17 protein-coding genes are annotated in these 25,646 nt (G+C 69.8%); 6 read left to right on the top strand and 11 right to left on the bottom strand.

All coding sequences use genetic code 11. From position 1 onward, the window contains the following. Positions 1–75: 75 nt before the first annotated feature. Positions 76–834: an EAL domain-containing protein gene (locus tag QSJ33_RS01145; RefSeq protein WP_285722267.1), complete on the top strand. Its 759-nt coding sequence runs from the start codon at positions 76–78 to the stop codon at positions 832–834. A gap of 52 nt (positions 835–886) precedes the next feature. On the opposite strand, the gene QSJ33_RS01140 is transcribed toward QSJ33_RS01145, so the two are convergent. Beyond that, complete coding sequence (locus QSJ33_RS01140; protein ID WP_285722265.1) at positions 887–3,673, bottom strand: DNA/RNA non-specific endonuclease; 2,787 nt, start codon at positions 3,671–3,673, stop codon at positions 887–889. A gap of 470 nt (positions 3,674–4,143) precedes the next feature. Between QSJ33_RS01140 and QSJ33_RS01135 the strand changes: the two genes are divergently transcribed. Together QSJ33_RS01135 and QSJ33_RS01130 are read left to right on the top strand one after the other, a co-directional pair. After that, positions 4,144–7,245, top strand: coding sequence for a TonB-dependent receptor (locus QSJ33_RS01135; RefSeq protein ID WP_285722263.1), 3,102 nt, complete (start codon positions 4,144–4,146; stop codon positions 7,243–7,245). A gap of 43 nt (positions 7,246–7,288) precedes the next feature. Continuing rightward, positions 7,289–10,618, top strand: a complete 3,330-nt coding sequence (locus tag QSJ33_RS01130) for a putative Ig domain-containing protein (protein WP_285722261.1) — start codon at positions 7,289–7,291, stop codon at positions 10,616–10,618. Positions 10,619–10,733: 115 nt separating this feature from the next. On the opposite strand, the gene mraY is transcribed toward QSJ33_RS01130, so the two are convergent. The 10 genes from mraY to zwf all read right to left on the bottom strand — a co-directional run bounded on the left by mraY (position 10,734) and on the right by zwf (position 21,998). Next, positions 10,734–11,822: a phospho-N-acetylmuramoyl-pentapeptide-transferase gene (mraY, locus tag QSJ33_RS01125; RefSeq protein WP_285722259.1), complete on the bottom strand. Its 1,089-nt coding sequence runs from the start codon at positions 11,820–11,822 to the stop codon at positions 10,734–10,736. A 27-nt stretch (positions 11,823–11,849) separates the two neighbouring features. After that, positions 11,850–13,211, bottom strand: a complete 1,362-nt coding sequence (locus tag QSJ33_RS01120; protein WP_285722258.1) for a UDP-N-acetylmuramoyl-tripeptide--D-alanyl-D-alanine ligase — start codon at positions 13,209–13,211, stop codon at positions 11,850–11,852. Beyond that, on the bottom strand, positions 13,208–14,665 hold the full coding sequence (locus QSJ33_RS01115; protein ID WP_285722257.1) for a UDP-N-acetylmuramoyl-L-alanyl-D-glutamate--2,6-diaminopimelate ligase: 1,458 nt from the start codon (positions 14,663–14,665) through the stop codon (positions 13,208–13,210). The genes QSJ33_RS01120 and QSJ33_RS01115 overlap by 4 nt, the downstream gene beginning before the upstream one ends. Next, complete coding sequence (locus QSJ33_RS01110; RefSeq protein WP_285722256.1) at positions 14,662–16,803, bottom strand: penicillin-binding transpeptidase domain-containing protein; 2,142 nt, start codon at positions 16,801–16,803, stop codon at positions 14,662–14,664. The genes QSJ33_RS01115 and QSJ33_RS01110 overlap by 4 nt, the downstream gene beginning before the upstream one ends. A gap of 91 nt (positions 16,804–16,894) precedes the next feature. Beyond that, a complete protein-coding gene (locus QSJ33_RS01105) occupies positions 16,895–17,263 on the bottom strand; it encodes a hypothetical protein (protein ID WP_285722255.1) in 369 nt (122 codons plus the stop codon). Positions 17,264–17,276: 13 nt separating this feature from the next. Then, the gene (rsmH, locus tag QSJ33_RS01100) at positions 17,277–18,239 is read right to left on the bottom strand and encodes a 16S rRNA (cytosine(1402)-N(4))-methyltransferase RsmH (RefSeq protein ID WP_285722253.1); all 963 of its coding nucleotides are present in this window, start codon (positions 18,237–18,239) and stop codon (positions 17,277–17,279) included. Between the two features lie 2 nt (positions 18,240–18,241). After that, on the bottom strand, positions 18,242–18,706 hold the full coding sequence (locus tag QSJ33_RS01095) for a division/cell wall cluster transcriptional repressor MraZ (protein WP_285722251.1): 465 nt from the start codon (positions 18,704–18,706) through the stop codon (positions 18,242–18,244). 300 nt (positions 18,707–19,006) lie between these two features. Further along, positions 19,007–19,846 carry an SIS domain-containing protein gene (locus tag QSJ33_RS01090; protein WP_285722250.1) on the bottom strand — a complete coding sequence of 280 codons (840 nt, stop codon included), beginning with the start codon at positions 19,844–19,846 and terminating at the stop codon, positions 19,007–19,009. Further along, positions 19,846–20,535: a 6-phosphogluconolactonase gene (pgl, locus tag QSJ33_RS01085; RefSeq protein ID WP_285722248.1), complete on the bottom strand. Its 690-nt coding sequence runs from the start codon at positions 20,533–20,535 to the stop codon at positions 19,846–19,848. Before pgl ends, QSJ33_RS01090 begins: the two co-directional genes overlap by 1 nt. Positions 20,536–20,537: 2 nt before the next feature. Next, a complete protein-coding gene (gene zwf / locus QSJ33_RS01080) occupies positions 20,538–21,998 on the bottom strand; it encodes a glucose-6-phosphate dehydrogenase (RefSeq protein WP_285722246.1) in 1,461 nt (486 codons plus the stop codon). Positions 21,999–22,106: 108 nt separating this feature from the next. Between zwf and edd the strand changes: the two genes are divergently transcribed. Genes edd through gap form a run of 3 tightly spaced genes read left to right on the top strand, consistent with a single transcriptional unit; the run spans position 22,107 to position 25,600 of the window. Beyond that, entirely contained in the window at positions 22,107–23,942 is a 1,836-nt protein-coding gene (gene edd, locus QSJ33_RS01075) for a phosphogluconate dehydratase (protein ID WP_285722245.1), read from the top strand. Beyond that, positions 23,939–24,568: a bifunctional 4-hydroxy-2-oxoglutarate aldolase/2-dehydro-3-deoxy-phosphogluconate aldolase gene (locus tag QSJ33_RS01070; RefSeq protein ID WP_285722243.1), complete on the top strand. Its 630-nt coding sequence runs from the start codon at positions 23,939–23,941 to the stop codon at positions 24,566–24,568. The genes edd and QSJ33_RS01070 overlap by 4 nt, the downstream gene beginning before the upstream one ends. Before the next feature lie 24 nt (positions 24,569–24,592). Then, entirely contained in the window at positions 24,593–25,600 is a 1,008-nt protein-coding gene (gap, locus tag QSJ33_RS01065) for a type I glyceraldehyde-3-phosphate dehydrogenase (RefSeq protein ID WP_285722242.1), read from the top strand. Positions 25,601–25,646: the final 46 nt, after the last annotated feature.

Below are 25,646 nucleotides of genomic sequence, written 5' to 3'. Positions count from 1 at the left end.
CTCCGCGCGAAGGCCGCCCCACGGGGCCCCCAAGGAGGGTCTACACTGGCTCCCTGGCCCCACTTCGGAGCAGCCATGCCGAAGGGCATCCTCCAGCGTCTTCTGAACGGCGAGAGCGAGATCGTCTCCCACGTCCAGCCCATGTACCGGCTCCAGGACAACCGCCTGGTGGCCATGGAATACCTGGCCCGGCACGTGGATGGACAGGGGGTGGCCCATCCCGTCGGCCCCATCCTCCAGGCGCCGGACCTCTCCCCGGGGGACCGCCTGACCCTGGACCTGCGGTTCCTGGAGCAGACCTTCGACACCCTGGCCCGGACCGGGTCGCCTGCCCACCTGCATTTCGTGAACCTGGAACCCGTGAGCCTGGAGGCCCCGGGTTTCTGGGAGGCCCTGCCCCGCTGGATCGAGATGCTGCCCATCTCCACGGAGCTGGTGGTGATGGAGTTCACGGAGGGGCAGAAGATCCATGACCCCGATGCCCTGAGGGCCTACGCGACGTTGCTCCGCAACTCCGGCCTGCGCATCGCCGTGGACGACCTCGGCGCCGGCGTGGCCAGCCTCAGCCACATGGCGCGGCTGGCACCGGACTTCATCAAGGCGGACCGAAGCCTCGTGGAGCAGGTCCACCGCAGGCCCTACCAGGCGGCCCTCCTGAACGCCCTGTCCCACTTCGCCCAGCGGATGCGCATCGGGTTCATCGCCGAGGGCATCGAGACCATGGAGGAGCTGCAGGCCGTCATGGACGCCGACGTGCCCTGGGGCCAGGGCTTCATCCTCGGCCAGCCCTGGCCGACGGCCCCCCGCCCGCTGTCCTTCGGACCCCTGCCGTGAACACGCCCCGGAGGACCGGCGGCTTCCGCCGGTCCTCCGGGGCTGCGGGGCCCTACTGGACGATGAAGTCGTCGAGGTTCAGCCTCGCCGCGGGCGTGCCCTCCACCGCGAGCTTGAAGCGCACGGGCCCGGTGAGGGACAGCCCCTTGAACGTCACCGTGCTGAGGCTGTTGGAACTTGCGGTCACAGGGGAACCGATCGGGAACCAGGTGGCCCCGGCATCGGTCGAGGCCTGGATCGTGAAGGTGGCCGTCTTGCCGTTGCTCGCATCGGACTTGTAGACGCCATGGGCCACGCTGACCGAGGTGACAGGGGTGCTCGCATCCCCGTAGTCGAAGTTCATCCAGACGGCGCTGCCCGCCGAGGCCTTCATGCGCAGGCCCTGCCCGCCGTTCTTCGCGTCGCTGGCATCGGTGCTCACGCTCATCGTGGTCACGAAATGCCAGGACCCCGTGGCCAGGGTGAAGTCCCCCGTGGCGTAGGTGGTCCCCGTCCCGGCCCAGGTGAAGGGCTCGGCGAGACCGGCAGGCGGCGGCGTGCCCCCCACCACGAAGGTCAGCGTCTTCGTGGTGCTGGCCAGATCGGCATCCGTCACCTTGACCGTGAGCGTGACTGTGCCCGCGGCGCCGGCGGCCGGGACGATGTGGAGCACCGGGCCGGCCAGCGTGCCGGCGAAGGTGAGGCCGCTGTTCGGAATGATGGCCTCGTCGCTCGAGGTCGCCGCGAGCGTGACGGCCAGGGGACTGGCGTCGTCGGTGACCGTGAAGGACAGGTCGGCCGCGGTGTCCACGGGCGTGGCGCTGGAGGCCGGGAGCCCGAGGACCGTCGGGGCCGCATTCCCTCCCGTCACCGTGAGCACGCGGGTGATGGCGCTGCTGGCCCCCAGGGCGTCCGTGGCGGTGAAGACGACGGAGTAGGTTCCGTTCGCTGCATACACGTGCTCGGTGGCCGGGGTGGCGGCCGTGGCCCCGTCGCCGAAGTCCCAGCGCACCGAGGCCACACGGCTGTCGGCGCTGGTGGCCTGGCCCTGGAACGTGTAGGTCGCGCCGACCGTGGCGGTCCCGTCCCAGCTGGGTTGGATCATGTGCACATTGGGCCGTCCCATGGCCTCGAACCGGGCGCCCCAGCCACGGACGTCCACGTCCGTGCGGAACCCGGCCGGCAGGGGGACCGCCGGATTCGGGAACAGATCGAGGCCCGTGAGGGTCTCGATGCGGGCCACCGACGTCGTGTACTTCTGGATCTCCGCCTCCGACACGGCCAGACCGGCACGGTTGGGCGTGAGGATGGCCAGGGCCCTGGGCTGTCCCGGGGCCGTCTCGCGGACGACGACCTTCCAGAATCCGCTGGGGATGCGGACCGGCGCAGCCGCCCCGGGCAGCAGCGGCGCGTCGGCGTCGAAGGTGGGGCCGGTGTAGATCCAGACCCGGCCGAAGGCATCCGCCAGCCCCGGAACCCAGGCCCCGCCGGTGCCGGTGAAGCTGCCCCCCACCGCCTGCTCCAGGTTGTTCCAGAAGTTGTTGTTGTGGTCCGTATCCTGGGGCGCGACGTTGGAGAGCCGGCAGGTGTCCGTCCCCGCCTCGGATCCATACCGGTAGGCCAGGTCGGACATCATCACCTGATGGCCCCGGGTCCAGCCGCTGCCGGAATAGTCCGCATCGGACACCTGGGGCGCGGCAAGCCGGTCGTCCGCCAGGAACGTGCGGGTGCCGTTGGCGAAGGCGGCGGTGAACCTGAAATTGGCGTAGGCCGTCCAGGCAGGGTTCTTCGCGGTTTCGTCGTAGCCCACACGGAAGGCGCCATGGGGGAACGCGGTCCCCACGTGGTAGGAGGGCAGGACCGTGAGGGGACGGGCCGGAACGGGGGCCGGATCACCGGCATAGGCGGGTTCCGGGGCCATGACCGTCAGGGTGGCGGACTGGCTGGTCCCGGTGCCGAGGTCGTCGGTGACCCGCACACGGTACTGGGCGCTGGTCTCCTGGAGATCCGTGGCGCTGACCGAGACGGTCGCCTCCGTGGCCCCCGCGAGGTCGACGCCGTTCTTCTGCCACTGGTAGTGGAGCGTGCCGGTTCCCGAGGCCACCACGGAGAAGCTGGCCCCATCGGGAGCGCAGACGGTCTGGCTCGCGGGCTGGGTGGCGATCACGGGCCCGTTGACGGCGGCCCTATTCACCGTCAGCACGGCCGCGGCGCTGGTGGTGCTGGCCGTGGTTCCATTCAGCGCATTGGTCACCACAGCCCTGTAGCTGCCGGCATCGGTCAGGGTGGCGGCGGCGAAGGTGAGGGTGCTGGCGGTCCGGCCCGGAAGATCGGCACCATCCTTCTGCCACTGCAGGCTCAGGGCCCCATTCGCGGTGGCCGCCACCATGAAGGTGACCCCGGCGCCTTCCGTGACCATCTGGGACACCGGCTGGGTGGTGATCGTCGGCGGCATGGCCACGGGATTCACCGTGAGGTCGGCCGCGGCGCTGCTGGCCGTCGCCCGGGTCCCGCCCAGGGTGTTGGTCACGACGGCCACGTAGCGGCCCGCATCCGCCAGGGCCACGGGATCAAAGGTGATCGTGGCCGCCGTCTGGCCAGCCAGGTCGATGCCGCCCTTCTGCCACTGGTAGGTCAGCGTCCCATTTCCCGTGGCCGTGACGCTGAAGCCGACCCTCCCCCCCTCGAGGACGGACTGGGAGAACGGTTGCACCGAGAGGACGGGCGTGGAGGCCTGGACCTGCGAAGGGCCCGGGCTTGAAGCCGATCCTCCGCCGCCCCCGCAGGCCGAAAGCAAGGTCAGCACACCGGCCAGCAGGCCCGTGCGCAGGCGGGGGATGCCGTTGATATTAGGTCTCATAATTTTCTCTCTGTGCGGATCATCTGACATGGATGGCCATCAGGCTGACTTTCAGGCATTCATTCTTCAATTAAAAGGATATCAATCATCTTTTTGTTTATTTGTTTAATGTTATATTTCACGCAATGGATGTTAATTAGTCTCAATACCATCTATTCCTGCTGGCCCGATGACGAATGCAATCTTCAACAATATTATTTTGAATAGTTCCAATCACATCTGTCGCCGAAAATGCATGGCGGCACGCGGATGATCCGTTCACCAACACAGCTGAGGCGCGGGATCACTTGCAGTGTTCAACATCGGTTATCAACACACGTATCAGCTGGAATCTCAACATTGTTACAGATTCCACGCAAAAACCGGAACATAAGATAGCTTTTCATCCTTTATGATGAGGGGTTCCCCATCAACCGGTGATCCCGGATGTCCCAGGCCATTGCGCCCCCCCCCGGGCAAGGAGCTTTTGAATGCAACCGCGTGCCACCTCCATCCTGCTAACGGCCCTGGCCTGCGCTGTCGTCGGACATGCCCAGACCAGCACAACCTCCGGCGCCATCCGGGGCATGGTGAAGTCCCGGCAGGGAACGCCCGTGAAGGGGGCCTCCCTGGTCGTCCGGAATTCGGAAACGGGGTTTTCCCGGACGGCCGTCGCCAATGACCGGGGCGAGTACCAGTTCGTCTTCCTTCCCGTCGGCACCTACGACCTGACCGTCACGGCCCCGGGCCTGCGGACCGGCCGGACCACGGGCCTCCGCGTGAGCCTCGGGCAGACCACCGACATGAATTTCGCCCTCGATTCGGCGGAGGCCGCGGCGGTGGTGGAAGTGGTCGCCCAGTCGGAGGGCCTCGACACCACCCAGATCAACACCCAGACCTCCATCACCCCGGAACTGGTGGAGGCCATTCCGGTCAATGGCCGGAACTTCACCGATCTCGTCCAGCTCACCCCGGGCGCGGCGGTCGGCGGCACCAGCTACTACACCTCGGTGGAAGGAGCCCGCGGCGTCCAGAACAACCTCCAGATCGACGGCGCCAGCTTCAACTCGAAGTTCAACACCGAGCAGCGCGGCGGAACCCGCATCCCCTTCACCTTCGGCCAGGATTCCATCAAGGAACTCCAGGTCATCACCAATTCCTTCGATGCCCAGTACGGGGATGCCGTGGGTGCGGTGATCAACGCCGTGACGAAGACCGGAACCAACGAACCCAGCGGCATGGCCTTCATCCTGTTCCGGCCCAACAGCCTGGTCGCCAAGGTCAAGCCGGTTCCCTACGACCCCAAGGGCACCGTCAACGATCCCGATGTCCGCACCCGGAACTTCCACTCCACCCAGGCCGGCTTCAATTTCGGCGGACCGATCATCAAGGACCGCCTCCACTACTTCATCAACGTGGAGGCCGCCCGCACGAGCGAGGACAGCGTCCCCGCCTTCGGCTTCAACGACGCCTACACCGGCAATACCACCGCGGACTACAACGCGTTCTTCGGCCCCTCCGGCATGGGCACCCTGATGACCACGATGCCCGGGCGCACCCTCGCCCAGGAGAACAAGTCGGCCTGGACCGACCGGCAGACCAACCTGACGGTCATGGGCCGGCTGGACTGGACCATCAACACCAACCACCGCGCGGCCTTCCGTCTCAATTCCCAGACCTACGAAGGGCTCAACGACATCTACCCGGGGACCCGCCGAAGCGACACCGCGGAATCCGGCAACTCCACCATGAAGTTCTCCAGCCTCTCCACCGTGCTGGAACTCAACTCGATCCTCAGCACGAACCTCATCAACGAGGCCCGCCTCCAGATCGCCAACGAGAAGCGGCCCACCACGCCCAACACCACGCTTTCGGCACCGGTCCGCATTGCCCGCATCGACACCAGCTACGCCATCAACGCCGGGCAGTACTACATCGACCCGAGGAATACCGAGGAACGGACCACCCAGTTCCAGGACAACCTCACCTTCTTCAGCGGGGACTGGACCCTGAAGGCCGGGACCGACCTGCAGAAGGTCAGCATGAAGAACCGCTACCTGCCCAACAGCCAGGGGAGCTGGACCTTCACCTCGTACGACGCCGCCAACCAGTGGTTCGCCGGAAACACCAACGGGACGGGCGTGACCTACTCCCAGGGATTCTCCCCCCTCGACGGCGTGAGCGACTTCGACCTGGGCTTCCTCGCCGGCTATGCCCAGGCCCAGTACGGCGGGTTCTTCAGCAACCGCCTGCTGCTCAGCCTCGGCGCCCGCTACACCGTGGAACGCTGGAGCGGGAACCCGAATCCCAATCCCAAGCTCCAGGGCCTGGACCAGGCCCCCAACGACAGCTCCCTGGATCCCCGGTTCGGCTTCTCCTTCGACCTCTCCGGCAACGGCAGGACCGTGGTGCGCGGCGGGTACGGCTGGTTCAGCGTGGGCAACCCCGGCCAGACCGTCTCCGGCGCCATGATGAACAACGGCATCAACCTGGTGTCCTACTACGTCTCCTCGTCCTCCGCGGCGAACCTGCCTCTCTTCCAGTCCGGCGGCGTGCTGTCGGCAGGCTCCCGCTGGTCCGGCCCGCTCACGGGCCCCGGGGCCCTCACGGCCGTCCCCCTGGACCAGCTGGCCACGCTCCCGAAGGATTCGATCACCGTCACCCTGATGGACCCCGAGGCGAAGATGGCCCAGGCCCGGACCGCCTCCCTGGCCCTGGAGCACGACTTCGGCAATGGCTACACCGGTGCCATCCGGGCCACCTACAAGCAGTTCCGGAACCTGCAATACGCGGTGAACATCAACCTGGCCCAGTACGCCGATGGGAGCACCACCGCCTTGAGCGGCGCCATCTACAACGACGGCTACGCGAGCACCTGGAACCGCTTCTCCAACGCCTCCGCCAATCGGCCCTACAGCGCCATCGTGCGGGGCCGGCTGCTGGACCTCAGCGGGTTCGGCGACGTCATCCTCTCCAAGTACGACGGGGAAGGGCGCTACAAGAGCCTGGTGGTCGAAGGGGCCAAGCGCACCAAGAACGGCTGGGGCTTCCGGGGGAATGTGACCTTCTCCAAGGCCGAGGACAACAACTCCAACGACCGGGCGACCCTCACCTCCACGAACGCGCTGACGGAGAACCCGGCGGATCCCCTGGGCTCCTACGCCCTGAGCGACAACGACCACAAGTTCCGCGCCGTCCTGGCCTGGTACGCCCCGGCCGTCTACGGCATCCAGGTCTCCGGCATCACGACCTACACCTCGGGCCGGCCCTTCAACGGCGTCTACTACGACGACCTCAACGGCGACGGCAAGTACCTCGACACGGCGAACGGACGCAACACCTTCCGGCAACCCGGCTCCAAGACCTTCGATCTGCGGGTGTCCCGGTACTTCAACGTGAACCGGAAGGTCTCCCTCCAGGGGATCGTGGACGTCTTCAACGTCTTCAACTGGGCCAACCAGTACACCTCCCAGACCACCTGGTCCAAGAACCCCTCGACCTATCCCGACAACTACTCGGCGATCTTCGGCGCCATCGATCGTCCGGACAACCGCACCCGCGAGGTGCAGTTCACCCTCAAGGTCCGGTTCTAGTTCGATGACCCATCCCCTCGCACACGATCCATCAGGAGATCCCATGCAGACCCCTTCCAACCGCCGGACCGCCCTCTGGGCGACGGCCTGCCTGACCCTCGGACTGGTCACGGGGCTCGCCGTCGTGCAGACCGGTTGCGCCTCGAACCCCAAGGGCTACGAGAATCCCGCCCCGGCCATCTCCTCCTTCCAGGTCGCCCTGGCCAAGAGCTTCCCCACGGACCCCACGAAGCGATTGAAGAGCGTCGAGGTCGGAACCGGCGGCAGCGTCTGGTGCCTCGCCAACTTCGGCATGAAGGACGGGAGCGCGGTGGTCACCCCCGGCAACATCCCGGTCACCAGCAACGTGCCGTTCCAGATCACGAACATCACCGCTTCGACCACCTACACCCTGACGGTGACCAGCGGCGACGGCCAGAAGGCCAGCGCCACCGTCTCCGTGACCGTCCTCACGGCGCCCTCCGGCCTCACCTACGCCAACGAGGACGCGACCTACTACGTGGATGTGGCGATCCCCGCCAACACCCCGAGCGTGTCCGGCAGCCCCAGCATCACCTACAGCGTGTCGCCGGCCCTGCCCGCCGGGCTCTCGCTGGATGCCGCCACCGGCATCGTCAGCGGAACGCCCCAGGTCGCGGCGGCCCAGGCCACCTTCACGGTGAAGGCCACCAACACCGTCGGCAACACCACCCGCGACCTCAAGATCACCGTGGCCGCCACGCCCCTGAGCTTCACCCTGGCACCTGCCGCCATCAACCTGGGCGGAAGCGCCAGCCTCGCCTGGGATGCCAGCCAGGCGGCCGGGGTGTTCACTGCCGTGAGCATCTCCGCCTCGCCGGCGGATGCCAGCCTCGGAACGGGGCCCTTCTCCCTGGCCGGCACGAAGAACGTCAGTCCGGCCGTCACCACGACCTACACCCTGACCGCCACCCCGGCGTCCGGCGGAACACCTGTCACCCGGACCGTGGGCCTCACCGTCGGCACGGCCCCCGTGACCCTCACGTCCTTCTCCGCCGCCCCCAGCCCGGTCCTCTTCGGTGGAACCTCCACCCTGAGCTGGGCCTACACGGGCATGGCCGATGCCCTCACCTTGAACGGCGGCAACGTGCTCGGCACCACCAGCGCCACGGTGAGCCCCGTCCGCCGCCAGGCCTACACGCTGGCCGGCTCCAACACCCTCGGCGGGGACACCCGCACGATCAAGGTCGCAGCCAAGGGCCTGCATCACGTGGCCGGCTCCTTCAGCTCCGGCACCGGGAATGTGGATGGCGGCGCGGATCCGGTCACCGGGTTCTCGACGGCACGCTTCTATCGCCCCAACGCCATCACCTGGGAGGAGAAGGCCAATGACGGCACCATGATCGTGGCGGACTACACGAACAACCTGATCCGCCGCATCACCCCCGATCGCAAGGTCACCACCCTCGCGGGCAAGCCCGGGGTGGCCGGCGCGACGGGCACCAACTCCGATACCAGCAGCCTCCTCCAACCCCGCAACACGGCCACGGATCCGGTTACCGGAGACATCTACGTCGGTGGCGAGAGTTACACCACCAAGCGGCTCCTGAAGCTCAGCCCCAATGCCGACGGCACCTACACCCCCAGCCTGGTGGCCGGATTCACCCTCAACACCAACGCCTTCGTCATCGACGCCAGCCGCAAGATGTACTTCGTGGATTTCGCCACCGGGTCCGGCAGTCTCTACACCATGGACCTCACTTCGGCCACCCCGGCTCCCGTGCTCGTCGCCAGCCTTACGAGCAGCGGCGTGGTGGCCGCCACGGCCATGGCCAAGGACTTCAACGGGGGGCGCAGGCTCCTCTACGTGGCGTGCAGCACCACCGGCGTCAACAAGATCATGAAGATCGACGTCTCCGGTGCCAGCCCCGTGGTGAGCCTCTTCGCGGGAACCGGCGCCCAGGGCTATGCGGACAACGCCGTGGCCACCAGCGGCCTGCTGAACGGCCCCAGCGGCGTCAGTGTTGATGATTCCGGCAACGTCTACATCGCCGATTCCTTCAACATGGCCATCCGCATGGTGCCGGTGGGCGGACCCCTCGCCGGCGCCCTCATCACCATCGCCGGAAAGACCGGCACCGCCACGGAGGGCTACGCCCCCTCCGCCACCACCTGGGACGGCACCAGCACCTTCCCGACCTCCACGACCGCCAGCCTGGCGCGTCCGTACTACGTGGCCGCCAAGGGCGATGGCACCGCCGGGACCAAGCTCTACGTGGCTGACGCCACAGGCAGCACCTACACGGTCCAGTCGATCCGCGAGATCACGGTGACATCCCCCGCCACCGGCCAGCTGACCTGGACCCTGGATGACCCCAGCAAGCCCGCGGGCTATGCGTATGCCGGCGGCCCAAGGATCGTCGGGACCGCCATCGATGATGCGGGTGCCCGGGCCCGGTTCAACTTCGGCACGGCCTATGGCGCCAACCTCGCCACTCTCCCTGACGGCAGCCGGACCTTCGCCGCCGATACGGGCAACAACCTGGTGCGCATCATCTCTGCAGACGGCACCGTGACCACCCTCAAGGATGCCAGTTCCACCAACATCGCGTTCTCCACGCCCAAGGGCGTCGCGGTCCAGGTGGACCCCGCCACCCAGGCCCTCGTGGCCCTCTTCGTGGCGGACACGGGCACCACCAAGAAGCTGCGCAAGTTCACCCCGAATCCCGATGGTTCCTTCACCGAGGCCACCTTCGCCGTGACCGGCGGAACCTATCCTGCCGCGCCCAACCACGCGGGCCTGGCCGTGGATTCCGCCACCGGCTCTGTCTATGCCACGGATGCCACCGCCCTGAAGGTATTCAAGATTGATGCCGTCACCGGCGCCAGCACTGACTTCGTGGCCGCCACGGGCGCCAATCCCACGGGCGTGGCGTTCGCCCCGGATGGTTCCGTGTGGGTGTCCGTGACCGGTGCGAGCCAGGTCAAGAAGTTCGATGCCACCGGCACCCTGCTCTTCGCCGTGGGTACCGGCACCGCCGGGTGGACGGACGGTGCGAGGACCACCGCGCAGTTCGTGTCGCCGCTCGGGATCACCACGGCCGGCACCTACGTCTACGTGACCAACTACACGAACAGCCAGTCCAACGGCCAGAACGGCATTCGGGCCATCAACGCAACCACTGGCGACGTCAGCACCCTCCTCGGGTATGCGACGAGCACCACCGCCCAGAATCTGATGGGCCAGAAGCCCGGCTACCTTAACCCCGACAATGGTGGTGGCACCGACGCCAGCAAGAGCTTCCTTGGCGCCGTGGTCTTCGTGCCTCAGGGACTCAGCGCCAACGCCGACGGGGATCTCATGGTCTCCACGCCCTACTCGGTCTACCAGGTCGTGGCGCCCGCGAACCAGTAGCGGGGGCTGTTCCAGGGGCCCCGGCTCCGGCCGGGGCCCCCGCCTTGTACGCCGGGATCCGGGAAGGACGCAGGCTCGCTGGGCAATGCCTCCCCGGGGGCCGTCCCCTGGGCTCCTACCGCAGCTTCAGGGAGCTGAGGGCGAGGATCGAGCAGACGATGGCCGTGATCCAGAGCCGGATGACGACCTTGGTCTCCTGCAGGCCGCCCAGCTCCATGTGGTGGTGGAAGGGAGCCATGCGGAAGATGCGCTTGCCGCCCCGGAGCCGGTAGCTGCCCACCTGCAGGATGACGCTCACGGCCTCCAGCACGAACAGGCCGCCGGCGATCACCAGCAGGAGCTCCTGCTTGATGACCACGGCCACGGTACCCAGGGCCCCGCCCAGGCCGAGGGAGCCCGTGTCCCCCATGAAGACCTCGGCCGGATGGGCGTTGAACCAGAGGAAGCCCAGGCAGGCCCCGGCCATGGCGCCCATGAACACGGAGAGTTCCGCGCCGCCCGGCACGTGGGGCACGGCCAGGTAGGCGGCGATCTTCGCGTGGCCCACGGCATAGGAGAGGATCGCGAAGGTGAAGGCCACGATGAGGGTGCCGCCCGCGGCCAGCCCGTCCAGTCCGTCCGTGAGGTTCACCGCGTTGCTGGTGCCCACCATCACGAGCCAGATCCAGGGGATGAGGAAGATCCCCACGTCAGGCTTGAAGTTCTTGAAGAAGGGGACGGAGAGTTTGCTGGTGGAGGCGCCCCGCAGGCCGAAGTGGAGGATCAGGCCGGCCACGAGGAGCGAGATGGCCGTGAGCAGCAGCATCTTCTGCCAGCTCGTGAGGCCCAGGTTCTGCTTCTTGAGCAGCTTCTGGGCGTCGTCGAAGGCCCCCACCAGCCCGAAGCCGATCAGGGAGAGCAGCACCACCCAGATGGCGCCGCTGCTGAGCTCGCACCAGAGCAGGGTGGACACGGTGATGACCAGCACGATGAGGATGCCGCCCATGGTGGGCGTCCCCGCCTTGCTCCGGTGATGTTCGGGTCCCACGTCCCGGATGTGCTGCCCCATCTTGAGGGCGGTCAGGGTGCGGATGACGAAGGGCCCCAGCAGCAGGCTCAGCACCATGGCCGTGGCGGCCGCCATGGCCACCCGGAAGGTGATGTAGCGGAAGACCGAGAATCCCGGAACCATGTCGCGGAAGGGATAGAGGAGCCAGGGGAGCATGGGGATTCCGGGGTCGGGAGTCGGGGTTCAGGAGGATCGGTGTTCGAGGAGCCACGCCACGGCGCGTTCGGCGCGCCAGTAGCGGCTGCCCTTCACCAGGATACGGGCTCCGGGGGGAATCGCGGAGAGACCCGTCCCCTCGTCCCGCAGGGACTCGAAATCCGGGAAGGCCAGGGCCCCCGCCCCAAAGCCCTCCGCGTAGTCCCGGGCGAAATCGCCGAAGGCCCACAGGCCAGAGAGGCCCAGCCGGCGCAGGGCCCGGCCCGTCTCCTGGTGGATGCGGGCAGCCCCGGGGCCCAGTTCGCGCATGGAGCCCAGTACGGCCACCGCCTCCCCGCCCCGAAGCTCGAGGAGGGCCTCCGCGCAGGCCAGGATGGAGTCCGAACTGGCATTGTAGGCCTCGTCGAGCAGCCAGCCCCCGCCGGCCAGACCGTGGAGCCGCCCCCGACCCTCCTCGGGCTCCACCGCCCCCAGGCCCAGCGCCACGGCCTCGGGACGGTAGCCGGCCCGCACGGCGATGGCCCCGGCCAGGGCCGCATTCCGGACCTGGTGCTGGCCCCGCAGCTTCAGGTGGACGGGCACCGTCCCCCGCGGCGTGCGGAGCCGGAAGCGCTCGCCGGCGGCGCCCAGGGACTCGGCGTCCTCCCAGCCGTAGGCCTCGCCCTCGCCCACCGGCAGGGCCTCCGCGTGCCGGGCCCAGGGCTGCTCGGTCACCCAGCGGCACCACGGGTCGGAGGCATGGTAGGCCCAGGCGCCACCCGGACGCAGGCCCGCCACCAGCTCGCCCTTGGCTTCGGCGATGCCCTGCTGTCCGGTCGGGAAGTTCTCCAGGTGGGCGGTGCCGATGACCGTGACCACCCCGAAATCCAGGGGCGCGATCTCGGTCAGCCGCCGGATCTCGCCCGGGGTGCTCATCCCCATCTCCAGCACCGCCGCGCCGAGCCCCTGCGGAAGCGAGGCCAGCGCCTCCGGCAGGCCCAGGGTGTTGTTCCGGTTGCCCGGGGTCCTCCACCCGCCCGTGGCGGCGGCCAGCAATTCCTTGGTGCTGGTCTTGCCCACGCTGCCGGTGACCCCGAAGACGGCCCGGGGCCGCACGGTCGCCAGGCGCGCCTGGCCCCAGCGCTGCAGGGCCACCAGCGTATCCGGCACCACCAGCTGGGGAAGGTCGAGGTCCTGGGGATCGTCCACCAGCAGGGCCGCGGCGCCCTTCCCGGCCGCCTGGGCGCAGAAGGCATGGCCGTCCCGCTCCGCGCGCAGGGCCACGAAGCAGGCGCCGGGCTGGAGGGTGCGGGTGTCGATGCAGAGGGAGCCGGGGACGACGGAACCGTCCCCCAGGATCTCGCCACCCACCTGCGCGGAGGCCTCGGAGAGAGACCAGAGGCCGCTCACGGCCGGCCCCCCAGGAGCGCCTCGACGGCGCTGCGGTCGCTGTAGGGATGCTTCACGCCATGGATCTCTTGGTAGGGCTCGTGGCCCTTCCCTGCGAGCAGCAGCAGGTCCCCCGGCCGGCAATCGGCCAACGCCCGCTGCACGGATTCCCGGCGGTCGGCCAGACGGTGGTAGCGGGACGCATCCCGGCGCAGGGCCTCCGGGATGCCCGGCGCGGCATCGTCGAGGATGCGTTCGGGATCCTCCGTGCGCGGGTTGTCGCTGGTGTGCCAGAGCACATCGGCGCCCGCCGCCACGGCCGCGGCCATGAGGGGTCGCTTGGTGCGGTCTCGGTCCCCCCCGCAGCCGAAGAGTACGTGCAGGCGCCCGCCGGGCGGCAGGAGGCGCCGGCCCTCGGCCAGCAGCTTCTCCAGGGCGTCGGGGGTGTGGGCGTAGTCCACCATCACGCCGAAGGGCTGGCCGCAGTCCACCCGCTCCAGGCGTCCGGGCGCCCCCGTCACGCACGGCACGGCAGCCACGAGGGCGTCCAGGTCGAAGCCCGCCTCGGCGCAGGCGGCGAGGGCGGCCAGCAGGTTGTAGACGTTGAAGCGGCCCAGGAGCGGGCTGTGGACGACCCGGGCACTCCCGGCACCCCGCAGCGTGAACCGGGTGCCCGTGGGGCCCAGTTCGACGGCTTCGGCCCGGTAGTCCGCCGGCCGCTCCACGGCATAGCTCGCGAAGGGACCCGCCTCCAGCAGGCGCCGGCCCCACGGATCGTCGGCGTTCACCAGGAACCGCTCGCTCTGGGCCTGGAGCCGCCGCTTCGCCTCGAAATAGGCCTCCATGGTGCCGTGGTAGTCCAGGTGATCCTGGGTGAGGTTCGTGAAGACCCCCACCGCGAACCGGGCGCCATGCACCCGCCCCAGGCAGAGGCCGTGGCTGCTCACCTCCACGGCGGAGGCCCGGTCGCCCGCGACCACGGAGCGCCGCAGCCAGCGGTAGAAGGCCGGGCTCTCCGGGGTGGTCCGGACGGCCTCCTCCTCGCGGTCCCCCGCGGCGTTCAGCACCGTGCCCACGAGCCCGCAGCCGGTGCCCGCGCCCCGGAGGAGCTGGCGCACCAGGGTGGTGGTGGTGGTCTTGCCGTTGGTGCCCGTCACGCCGATGAGCGCCAGCTTCTCGTCCGGTTCCCGGTGCAGGCGGCGGGCCAGATCCGCCATCCGCAGCCGGGGGTCGCCCTGGAAGGTGCAGCCCGCCACACCCTCCGGGAGGGGGACGGCCGCTTCGGAGATCACGGCCACCGCGCCCCGGGCGAGGGCCTGGGGCACGAAGGCCCCACCGTCGAGGTTGCCGCCCTTCAGGGCCAGGAAGGCCCAGCCCGGCTGGACCTCCCGGCTGTCGGAAGTCAGGTCCGCCACCTCGACCTCCGGCCCCGCGTGACGCGTGGCCAGTCCCTCGATGAGCACGTCCAGCTTCATGGGTTCCCCGCCTTGATCGTCACCACGCCACCCGGCTGGAGCGGTGTGCCGGGATCGGGGCTCTGGCCCACCACCCGCACGACCGCCGCGCCCGGCGAGGCATCCACCTTCGGCACCCCGCCCACCAGCACCACGCGCTGGATGGCCGCCTTGAGGCTGAGGCCGGTGAGGTCCGGCACCTTGCCCCGCTCCACGTGGACCGAGGCCTCGTCCGTCTCGCTGCTGGGCCAATCCCGGAGGGAGAGCTTGAGGTCGGCCTCGCGGTCCGGATCCGGCGTCGTCTCCCGGTAGCGCATGATCTCGTTGCCGATGCGCCTGAAGAGGGGCGCCGCCACATCCCCGCCCGTGGTGTCCCCGGCCGGATCGTCCAGCATGACCAGCACGCCGTACTGGGGCTTGTCCGCCGGGAAGAAGCCCATGAAGGAGGCGTAGTGCCGTCTCAGGTCGTACTTCCCGTCGATGAGCTTGCGGCTGGTGCCGGTCTTGCCGAAGGCCTCGACGCCGTTGTCCAGCTTGGCCAGCTTGCCGGTGCCCTGGGTGATGACCCCCTTGAGGGCCTCCTTCATCATGTTGGCGGTTTCCTCGCTGATCACCTGGGCGCGCACCGTGGGCTTGAACTCCTTCAGGAGCAGGCCGCGGTCGTTGTAGATCTTCTCCACCAGGATGGGCTGCATGAGCTTGCCGCCGTTGGCCAGGGCGCAGCCGGCCATGAGGATCTGGAGCGGCGTGACGCTGAGCCCGTACCCGTAGGACATCGTGTACTGGGTGGGCAGGGTCCAGCGGTCCGGCGCCAGGAGCCGCCCGGCGCTCTCCCCGGGGAAGTTCAGTCCGGTGGGATCCCCGAAGCCGAACTTGCGGAGGAACTGGTAGTGGACGGCGGGATCCAGCCGCGTGCCGATCTTGGCGGCACCGATGTTGGAGCTCTGCCAGAGGATCTCCTCGAAGGTGAGGAGTCCGTGGCGGTGGGTATCGGTGATGGGCGGGATCTTGGGATTGTATTTCCAGCGTCCGCCCATGCAGTCGATGCGCTCCCCCAGGTGGACCTTCCGCTCCTCCAGGGCCGCCGCCAGGGTGAAAATCTTCATGGTGGACCCGGGTTCGTAGGCGTCCTCCACCGGATGCACCTTGCGAGCCTCCTTCTGGCGGTCCAGTTCCCGGCGGAGCTCCTCCTTCTCGGCGGGCGAGAGGTCCGACTCGGGCCGGTTCATGAACTTCCTGGGCAGGATGTGGTTCGGGTCGAAGGTCGGCGTGCCGGCGATCGCGAGGATCTCCCCGGTCTGGGGATCCACCACCACCGCGTAGGCCGTCTTGGGGTGGGCCATGCGCACCCCCTCCTCCAGGGCATCCTCGACGATGTGCTGGATGGTGGCGTCGATGCTGAGCTGCAGCGAGGCCCCGTTCACGGGGACCTGGCTGTAGTTCTCCTGGAGGATGAGCAGTTTCCCGTGGGCATCCCGGGGGGCGATGAGCTCGCCCTTCAGGCCCGCCAGCTGCTTGTCGTAGGTCTGCTCGATGCCCAGCTGGCCCACGCCGTCGATATTGGTGAAGCCGAGCACCTGCGCCGCCAGGCTGCCCCTCGGGTAGTAGCGCCGGCTCTCGGGCTGGAACTCGACGCCGTCGAGGGCCATGGCCCGGATGGCATCGCTCTTGGCAGGCGCGAGGTGGCGCTCGAGGTAGACGAAGGACTTCTTCCGGAGCAGCTTCTCCAGCAAGGCGGACCGGGGCTGCTCGAGGATCGGCGCCAGCTTCGCGGCCACCCGGGCCGCCGCCTTCCGGTCGGGTTCGCCCCAGGCCCGCTCCTCCCCCTTGCCGGCCTTGTAGTCCGGGTAGAACACGCGGGGATCCGCGAAGAGGCTCTCCACCTTGATTGAGATGGCCAGGGGCTCGCCCCGCCGGTCCCGAAGCTCGCCCCGGATGGGGGGGATGGGCACCACGGTGGTGTGCTGCTGCTCGGCCCGGGCCCGGTAGCGGGCGTGCTCCACCACCTGGAGCCACACCAGCCGCAGGAGGATGGCCAGGGCCCAGAGCAGCATCCCGCCCAGCAGCCAGGGGAGACGGCGGGCCAGCAGATCCTCCGCCTCCTGGTGGCCGAGCAGACGACGGGAGGCGCGGGGCTGGGTGGCGAACGGAAGGGGCACGGAGGAGCCGGGATCGGTCGGAGGGAAGGACGCGGGGACGGGGACCGCCCTCCGCCAGGATAGGCGATCCGGCGCCGGACCGGGATCCGGGCTAGAAGGTGTCCGACGAGACGGGGCCCAGCTTGGCCAGCCGCTGGTCCTCCACGGTGAAGGAACGGCGGATCAGGTGGCCCTGCTTGCGCGGCTGGAGACCCGCCTTCTCGGCGTAGACCTGGACGGCCTCGTCCCGCTGGTAGCGGCTGCGCTCGAGCAGCAGCTTGCGCTGGACCTCCTCCTCCTTGCGGATGCGCTCCTTCAGGTCGCCCATGGCGTAGCCCAGGCGGGTGCTCTGGATCTTGAGGTAGGCGATGGTCATGAGGGGCATGGCCAGGGCCAGCACCAGCAGGAGCATGCGCAGGATGCCTTCGCTCTCCACCCTGCGGGGGGGAGCCGCCATGCGGGACTGGACGGACACGGACATCTCGGAACCTCGGTCAGGGGAGCCGCTCGGCCAGGCGCAGGCGGGCGGAGCGGGAGGGGGGATTGGCGGCGGCCTCGGCCTCGCCGGGGGCGATGCCGCCGGGATGGAGGAGGCGCAGGCGTTTCGGCAGGGTCACGGGCGCCACGCGTCCCGGGCCGTCGTAGATGCCCGCGAGGCGCCGCAGCGTCTGCTTGACGATGCGGTCCTCCAGGCTGTGGAAGCTGATCACGGCGAGTCGCCCGCCGGGCCTGAGCGCGTTCGCCGCGGATTCGAGGGTCGCGGCCAGGCACTCCAGTTCGCCGTTGACGGCGATGCGGACCGCCTGGAAGGTGCGGGTGGCCGGGTCGCTGAGGCCCTTGCGCTTGGCGGGCTCCCGGGGGATCACGGTGTAGACGGCCTCGGCCAGGTCCCGGGTGGTCGCGAGGCGCCCGTCCCGCAACGCCGCGAGGATGGCACGGGCGATGGGGCGGGAGGCCCGCTCTTCGCCGAACTGGTAGAGGGCATCGGCCAGGCTCTCGTCGGTCTGGGCGGCGATCCACGCCAGGGCCGTGGGGCCGTGCTCCGTGTCCATGCGCATGTCCAGGGGTCCCTCGTCCCGGAAGCTGAAGCCCCGCTCGGGGCTCCGGAGCTGCAGGGTGGAGACGCCCAGGTCCGCCAGGATGGCGTCGAAGCCCTCCGGGGCATGGCTGGCCATCCAGTCGAGGAAGGCGGGATCCTTCCAGACGTCCTCGTGGGCGCAGGCCAGGATCGAGAGCCGGGCGTCGCCCCCCAGGCGTTGGAGGGCCAGGGCCCTGGCCTGGGGATCACGGTCCACGCCCAGGTAGCGGCTGCCGGCGTCGCAGCGGGCCAGGAGGGCCTCCGCATGACCGCCCAGGCCCAGGGTGAGGTCGAGGATCCGGGCCGCCGGCGGCAGCGGCAGGTTGTCCACGACCTCCTGGAGGAGGACCGGGACGTGGAGGGGGGTCGGGGTCGCCACGCTCATATCCCCAGGTCCGCGAGCTGGGCCAGGTCCTCGACGCTGAGGGGCTCCGCGGCCATGCGGCGCTCGAAGCCGGCCTTGTTCCAGAGGGCGAGGTGGTCCATCTGGCCGAGGAGGGCGACCTCTCCGGTGAGCTGGGCGGCCTCGCGCAGGATGGGCGGGATGACGAAGCGGCCCTGGGCGTCGGGCTCCACCTCGCTGCCGTAGTAGGCGGTGACTTCCAGGAAGCGGCGCTTGGCCGGGTTCGTGGCGGGCAGCGCGGCCAGGCGGGCCTCGATGGCCTCCCACACCGGCAGCGGGTAGAGGCGGGCCGAGCGGCCATCCAGGGAGGTGAGGTAGTGCCGCAGGGCTCCGCCCCCCTCGCCCTGGGCGAAGGTCTCCAGCTCGGCCTTGAAGGAGGAGGGGAGCTTCAGACGCCCCTTCTCATCCACCGTGGCCGGTGAGTTTCCGCGAAGTCGCAGCACCGGTGACGCCTTTCAACCAGTTGCCCAGGAGGATTCGGCGGCTAGGGGTGGACCACCTTGATCCACTTCATTCCACTTTCTTCCACTGGGAACCACTTGAAAGTCTAGAAACCTCTCAAAGGGCCACAAGCCAAAAGAAAAGCGAACATGCGCGACCTTGCCAGCCCGCTGGAGGGGCGACGGAATCCCGGCCTGCCTGGCGCTGGCGCCGAAAGGGCAGGCGAACAAAAGGCGATCCAGCCGCGGAGACGGAGGAAGAAAACGGCGCCGGGCCCCTGCGATCGGGGGATCGGAGCGGCCTCAGGGCTCCCGGGTGGGCTTGAGGGAGGCCTTCGCGGCCTCCATGCGGCCGACGGCCTCGGGACCCTTCCGCAGGGCGAGGGCCACGGTCAGGACATCGATGAGGGTGAGGTGCACCAGCCGGGCGACCATGGGCGCATAGACCTCGGGATCTTCCTGGACGTCGGCGGGCAGGAGCAGGTCCGCCACCTCCGCGAGGGGGCTGCCCGAGCGGGTAAGGGCGATGACGGTGGCGCCGGCGTCGCGGGCCAGCTGCGCCACCTCCAGCAGGGGCCGGGTGCGGCCGGAATTGGAGATGCACAGCGCCACCGCGTCGGGCGGGAGGAGCGTGGCCGCCACGCGCTGCATCTGGACATCGGTGCAGGCCAGCGTCGGCGTGCCCAGCCGGAAGAGCTTCATCTGGGCATCCTGGGCCGTGACCCCGGAGTTGCCCAGGCCGTAGCACTCGATGCGGCTGGCGCCATCGAGGAGGTCCACCGCCCTCGCGAGGACCTCGGGGCGCAGGGCGTCGCGGCCCCGGGCCAGGCCCGCCCCGGCGTGGTCGAAGACCTTCCCGATGAGGCTGCCCAGATCGTCGCCCGGGGTGAGGCGGGCGTGGACGAAGGGGATGCCCGCGCCCAGGTCCCCGGCGAGCCGGAGCTTGAAGCCCGGCAGCCCCGCGCACTTCAGGCGGCGGCAGAAGCGGATGACCGTGGGCTGGCTCACCTCCGCCCAGGCGGCAATCTGCGAGATGGGCGCGGAGACCACCTCCACCGGACGGTGCAGGACGACCTCCGCCACCCGGCGCTCGGAGGGCGGGAGCTCGGGAAGGAGGGCCTGGATCCGGCCGAGGAGCGCCATCAGGGCGCCCAGAAGACCGACACGGGCACCGCCGCCTGCCGGAGGACGGCCCGCACGGGCAGCTCCTCCACGGGTCCGTCCCCCAGCGCCCGCTCCAGCAGCCGGGCCTTAGGCTCCCCGGAGACCAGGAGGGCGAGGTCGCGGCTCTGGAGGAGGGTCGCAAGCGACAGGCTCAGGCGCGGATGCGGGGCAGCGCCGGGGTGGACGGCGAGGACCGGCTCCGCCGTCCGGAGGCCCTCCTGGAGCTCGGGCGCATCGGGAAACAGCGAGGCCACATGGCCATCTTCGCCCATGCCCAGCACCACCTGGCCGAAGGGGCGCGGCAGGGCCGCGAGGACCGGGACCAGGGCCTGCGCGGCAGCCTCAGGGGTGGCGGACGCGGACCAGAGGGGGACCATCCGCGCGGCGGCGGCGCGGCCCGTGAGGAGGTGGCGGCGGACCAGGGCCTCGTTGCTGTCCGGGTGATCCGGCGGCACCCAGCGCTCATCGGCGAGGGTGACGATCAGGCGCTCCCAGGCCAGGGGCTGGGCCGCCAGGGCACGGAAGAACGGGACCGGGCTCTTCCCGCCGGAGACCACCAGGACGGTCCGCTCCTGGCTGTCCAGATCCGCCCTCAGGCGCCCGGCGACGTGCAGGGCCAGGGCCGCGGCCGCGGTCTCCGCATCGGCATACTCGAGGAGCCGGGCCATGGTCAGTCCTCCTCGTTCCAGGCCAGGCCGTCGCGGGAGAGGAGGGCGCTGGAGGCGGCTGGCCCCCAGCTGCCCGCCGTGTAGGCCTTGGGCCGGTCCTCGCTGGCCGCCCAGCTCTCGAGGATCGGCTCCACCCAGCGCCAGGCGGCTTCCTGCTCGTCCCGGCGGACGAAGAGGGTGAGCCGTCCCCGGATGGCGTCCATGAGCAGGCGCTCGTAGGCCTCCAGCCGGCGTGCCCGGAAGGATTCGGAGAAGTCCAGGTTGAGGTGCACCGGATGCAGGGCCATGGCATCCCCCGGCTGCTTGGCCACCAGGTGGAGCCGCATGCTCTCGTCCGGCTGCATGCGGATGATGAGGCGGTTGGAGCGGGTGCCCTGGGTGGCCTCGCCGAAGATGGCGTGGGGCACCTGCCGGAAGTTGATGACGATCTCCGCCAGCTTCTCCGGCATGCGCTTGCCCGTGCGCAGGAAGAAGGGCACGCCAGCCCAGCGCCAGGTCTCGATCTCGGCCTTCACGGCCACGAAGGTCTCCGTGCGGCTGCCGGGGGCCACGCCCGGCTCCTCGACGTAGCCGGCCACGGGCGCCCCGGCCACGGCCCCGGCCTTGTACTGGCCCCGCACCGTCCGCGCGGCCACATCCGCCGGCGTGAAGGGCTTGAGGGACCGCAGCACCTTCAGCTTCTCGTCGCGCACGGCATCGGGATCGCTGCTGGGGGGAGGCTCCATGGCCACGATGCAGAGCAGCTGGAGGAGGTGGTTCTGCAGCATGTCGCGCAGGGCGCCCGTGCCCTCGTAGAAGTCGCCGCGGCCCTCCACACCCAGCTGCTCCGCCACGGTGATCTGCACGTCCTGCACCCATTCCCGCCGCCACATGGGCTCGAAGAGGACGTTGCCGAACCGCAGGGCCAGGAGGTTCTGCACGGGCTCCTTGCCGAGGTAGTGGTCGATGCGGAAGATCTGGCGTTCCGCGAAGTGCCGGCCCACGGCGTCGTTGATCTCCCGGGAGGAGTCGAGGTCGTGGCCCAGGGGCTTCTCCACCACCACCCGCGAGGCCTCGGTGATGAGGCCCGCGGCACCGAGGTGGTCCGAGATGGTGGCGAAGAAGTCCGGCGAGGTGGAGTAGTAGAAGACCCGCACACGGTCCGGATGCAGGCCCAGGGCCGCGCCCAGGGCCCCGTAGCTGGCGCCGGCCTGCACATCCATGGGGAAGTAGCTGATCCGCGCGGCGAAGGCCCGCCAGGTGTCCGCGTCGTAGTCGGCGCCCAGGAAGGGCCGGCAGGTGGTCTCGGCCAGCTCCAGGAAGGCCTCCCGGGACAGCGGCTTCCGGGCCGCGGCGAGGATGCGCGATCCCTGCGGGACCGTGCCTGCCCGCACCTGCTGGTAGAGGGCCGGCAGCAGCTTCCGCATGGCCAGGTCGCCGGTCCCGCCGAACAGGACCATGTCGAAATCGGGCAGGGTCTTCATGGAGGCTCCGAATGTAGAAATACTACGACAATTTTTAATGCAACCGGTTACACAAAGTAATATTGTTACAAACGCCGCGGGCCCCGTCGGGCCCAGGGAGACACCGCCATGGCCCTGAACCCCCACGTGGCCGACCTCACGGACCGGATCCGGCAACGCAGCCGCGTCGGCCGGGAGGCCTACCTGGCCCAGATCCGGGAGGCCGCCTCGGCCACGCCCCATCGCTGCGACGTCTCCTGCGCCAACCTGGCCCACACCTTCGCCGCGGCCGGGGCCGACCAGGCCGCCCTGAGGGAGGGCCGCCAGCCCAACCTCGGCATCGTGACCGCCTACAACGACATGCTCTCGGCCCACCAGCCCCTGGGAGCCTACCCGGCCTGGATCAAGGCCGCGGCCCGGGCGGCCGGGGCCACGGCCCAGGTGGCCGGGGGCGTCCCCGCCATGTGCGACGGCATCACCCAGGGCCAGCCGGGCATGGAGCTCTCCCTCTTCTCGCGGGACGTCATCGCCATGGCCACCGCGGTGGCGCTCTCCCACAACGTCTTCGACGCCGTGCTGTGCCTGGGGGTCTGCGACAAGATCGTGCCGGGCCTCCTCATCGGGGCCCTGCAGTTCGGCCACCTGCCCGCGGTCTTCGTGCCCGGCGGCCCCATGCCCAGCGGCATCCCGAACGAGGAGAAGGCCAAGGTCCGGCAGCGGGCCGCCGCAGGCCAGGCCAGCCGGGAAGAGCTGCTGGCGGCGGAGGCGGCCTCCTATTCGGCACCCGGCACCTGCACCTTCTACGGCACCGCCAACAGCAACCAGATGCTGATGGAGGTCATGGGCCTGCACCTGCCCGGCTCGGCCTTCGTGCCCACGGGCAGCCCCCTGCGCGAGGCCCTCACGCGCCAGGCCGCGACCCGGGCCGTGGCCCTGGTCGCAGGCGGCCCCGACTACACGCCCCTGGGCCTGGTGGTGGACGAGCGCGCCCTCGTGAACGGGATGGTCGGCCTCCTGGCCACGGGTGGGTCCACCAACCACACCCTTCATCTGGTGGCCATCGCCCGGGCCGCCGGCATCCGCATCGACTGGAGCGACTTCGATGAGCTGTCCGCCCACGTGCCCCTGCTGGCGCGGGTCTATCCGAACGGCTCGGCGGACGTGAACGCCTTCCACGCCGCCGGTGGCATGGGCTTCCTCATCCGCGAGCTGCTGGACCTCGGCCTCCTGCACGAGGACGTGCTGACCGTGGCCGGCCCCGGCCTGCGGTCCTACACCCAGGCGCCGGAACTCCGGGCCGGCGAGCTCCGCTGGCGCGAGTCCCCCGTCCTCAGCGGAGACGAGGGCATCCTCCGCTCCGCGGCGCGGCCTTTCGCCCCCGACGGCGGCCTGCGGCTGCTGACCGGCAACCTGGGACGCTCGATCATCAAGGTCGCCGCCGTGAAGCCCGAGCATCGGCGCCTCGTGGCCCCGGCCCGGGTCTTCGAGGGCCAGGAGGCCCTCCAGGCGGCCTACCGCGCCGGGGAGCTCACGGGCGACCTGGTGGCCGTGGTGCGCTTCCAGGGCCCCCGGGCCAACGGCATGCCCGAGCTCCACCAGCTCACGCCGCCCCTGGCGAACCTCCAGGACCACGGCTTCAAGGTGGCCCTGGTCACGGACGGCCGCATGTCCGGGGCCTCCGGCCGGGTGCCCGCCGCCATCCATGTCTCGCCCGAGGCCCTGGCCGGCGGCCCCCTCGCCAAGATCCGGGACGGGGACCTCATCGAGCTGGACGCCGAGCGCGGCCGGCTGGAGGTGAAGGTGGACCCGGCGGAGTGGGCCCTGCGCCCCGCCGCACCGCCACCCGGCGGAGGCCGCACCCACGGATCGGGCCGGGAGCTGTTCGGGCTCTTCCGGGCCCACGCCACCGAGGCGGAGGCCGGGGCCACGGCCTTCGGCCCCGATTTCGACGGGAGCCGGCCATGACCCCGGGCCTGGAAGCGATCCTCCGCGCCTCGCCGGTGATGCCCGTCATCGCCCTGGAGCACGCCGACCAGGCCCTGCCCCTGGCCGAGGCGCTGCTGGCGGGCGGGATCCCCACCCTGGAGATCACCCTGCGCACGCCCGCTGCCCTGGAGGCCATCCGGCGCATCCGCCGGGCCTTTCCGCAGGCCCACGTGGGCGCCGGCACCGTGACCACCCCGGAGGCGCTGCGCCAGGCCGAGGAGGCCGGCGCCACCTTCGCGGTGAGCCCGGGCCTGCCCAGGCCCCTTCTCGAGGCGGCGGCGCGGGGACCCCTGCCCTTCCTGCCCGGGGTCATGACCCCCACGGAGGTGATGACCGCCGCGGCGGCGGGCTTCACGCACCTCAAGCTCTTCCCCGCGGAGCAGGCCGGCGGCCTCGGCATGCTCAAGGCCCTGGCCGGACCCTTCAGGGACCTCCGCTTCTGTCCCACCGGGGGCATCGGCCCCGAGACCGCCCGGGCCTATCTGGCCCTTCCCAATGTGGTCTGCGTGGGTGGATCCTGGCTTGCCCCTCCATCCCTCCTCGACGCCGGCGACTGGAAGGCCATCACGCATCTGGCCCGCCAGGCCGCCGCGCTCGCCCCCTGAACCCCTTCCCGAAGGAGCAGTTCCATGGCGATCAAGGTTGGCATCAACGGATTCGGCCGCATCGGCCGCGTGGTGTTCCGCGCAGCGCTGCGGGACTTCCAGGACATCGAGGTCGTGGCCATCAACGACCTGCTGGAGCCGGAGTACCTGGCCTACATGCTCCGGTACGATTCGGTGCACGGCCGCTTCAAGGGCGATGTCACCGTGGAGGGGAACACCCTGGTGGTGAACGGGCGGCGGATCCGCCTCACCGCCGAGAAGGATCCCGCGGCCCTGAAATGGAACGAGGCCGGCGCCGACCTCGTCATCGAATCCACGGGCCTCTTCCTGGAGAAGACCGGGCCCAAGGGCGCCGACAAGCACCTGCAGGCCGGGGCGAAGAAGGTGATCATGTCCGCCCCCAGCAAGGACGACACGCCCATGTTCGTCTTCGGCGTGAACGACGCGGCCTACGCGGGGGAGGCCATCCTCTCCGCGGCCAGCTGCACCACCAACTGCCTGGCGCCGGTGGCCAAGGTGCTCCACGACGCCTTCGGCATCAAGCGCGGCCTCATGACCACCGTCCACGCCACCACCGCCACCCAGAAGACCGTGGACGGCCCCAGCAACAAGGACTGGCGCGGCGGCCGGGGCATCCTCGAGAACATCATCCCCAGCAGCACCGGCGCGGCCAAGGCCGTGGGCAAGGTCATCCCCGAGCTGAACAAGAAACTCACGGGCATGTCCTTCCGGGTGCCCACTTCGGACGTCTCCGTGGTCGATCTCACGGCGGAGCTGAAGACCGAGACCACCTACGAGGCCATCTGCGCCGCCATGAAGGCGGCCTCCGAGGGTCCCCTGAAGGGCGTGCTGGGCTACACGACCGACAAGGTCGTCTCCACCGATTTCCGCGGCGAATCCTGCCCCTCCGTCTTCGACGCCGACGCCGGCATCATGCTGGATTCCACCTTCGTGAAGGTGGTGGCCTGGTACGACAACGAGTGGGGCTACTCCGCCAACCTGCTGCGGATGCTGCGGGTCGCCGCGAAGTAGGAAAGCCCCTTCATCGCCGGGAACGCAGAGGATAAGGACTGGGCCC

The sequence above is a fragment of the Geothrix rubra genome (assembly GCF_030268065.1).
Lineage (GTDB): Bacteria > Acidobacteriota > Holophagae > Holophagales > Holophagaceae > Geothrix > Geothrix rubra.
This window is presented reverse-complemented; position numbering and strand designations above follow the sequence as displayed.

What these genes read in the sequence shown, in the direction of transcription:
- zwf (WP_285722246.1), bottom strand. Translation starts at nt 21,998, where the DNA reads ATGAAGACCCTGCCCGATTTCGACATGGTCCTGTTCGGCGGGACCGGC.
- QSJ33_RS01130 (WP_285722261.1), top strand. Translation starts at nt 7,289, where the DNA reads ATGCAGACCCCTTCCAACCGCCGGACCGCCCTCTGGGCGACGGCCTGC.
- mraY (WP_285722259.1), bottom strand. Translation starts at nt 11,822, where the DNA reads ATGCTCCCCTGGCTCCTCTATCCCTTCCGCGACATGGTTCCGGGATTC.
- edd (WP_285722245.1), top strand. Translation starts at nt 22,107, where the DNA reads ATGGCCCTGAACCCCCACGTGGCCGACCTCACGGACCGGATCCGGCAA.
- QSJ33_RS01105 (WP_285722255.1), bottom strand. Translation starts at nt 17,263, where the DNA reads ATGTCCGTGTCCGTCCAGTCCCGCATGGCGGCTCCCCCCCGCAGGGTG.
- QSJ33_RS01070 (WP_285722243.1), top strand. Translation starts at nt 23,939, where the DNA reads ATGACCCCGGGCCTGGAAGCGATCCTCCGCGCCTCGCCGGTGATGCCC.
- QSJ33_RS01135 (WP_285722263.1), top strand. Translation starts at nt 4,144, where the DNA reads ATGCAACCGCGTGCCACCTCCATCCTGCTAACGGCCCTGGCCTGCGCT.
- QSJ33_RS01090 (WP_285722250.1), bottom strand. Translation starts at nt 19,846, where the DNA reads ATGGCGCTCCTCGGCCGGATCCAGGCCCTCCTTCCCGAGCTCCCGCCC.
- QSJ33_RS01145 (WP_285722267.1), top strand. Translation starts at nt 76, where the DNA reads ATGCCGAAGGGCATCCTCCAGCGTCTTCTGAACGGCGAGAGCGAGATC.
- pgl (WP_285722248.1), bottom strand. Translation starts at nt 20,535, where the DNA reads ATGGCCCGGCTCCTCGAGTATGCCGATGCGGAGACCGCGGCCGCGGCC.
- gap (WP_285722242.1), top strand. Translation starts at nt 24,593, where the DNA reads ATGGCGATCAAGGTTGGCATCAACGGATTCGGCCGCATCGGCCGCGTG.
- QSJ33_RS01115 (WP_285722257.1), bottom strand. Translation starts at nt 14,665, where the DNA reads ATGAAGCTGGACGTGCTCATCGAGGGACTGGCCACGCGTCACGCGGGG.
- QSJ33_RS01140 (WP_285722265.1), bottom strand. Translation starts at nt 3,673, where the DNA reads ATGAGACCTAATATCAACGGCATCCCCCGCCTGCGCACGGGCCTGCTG.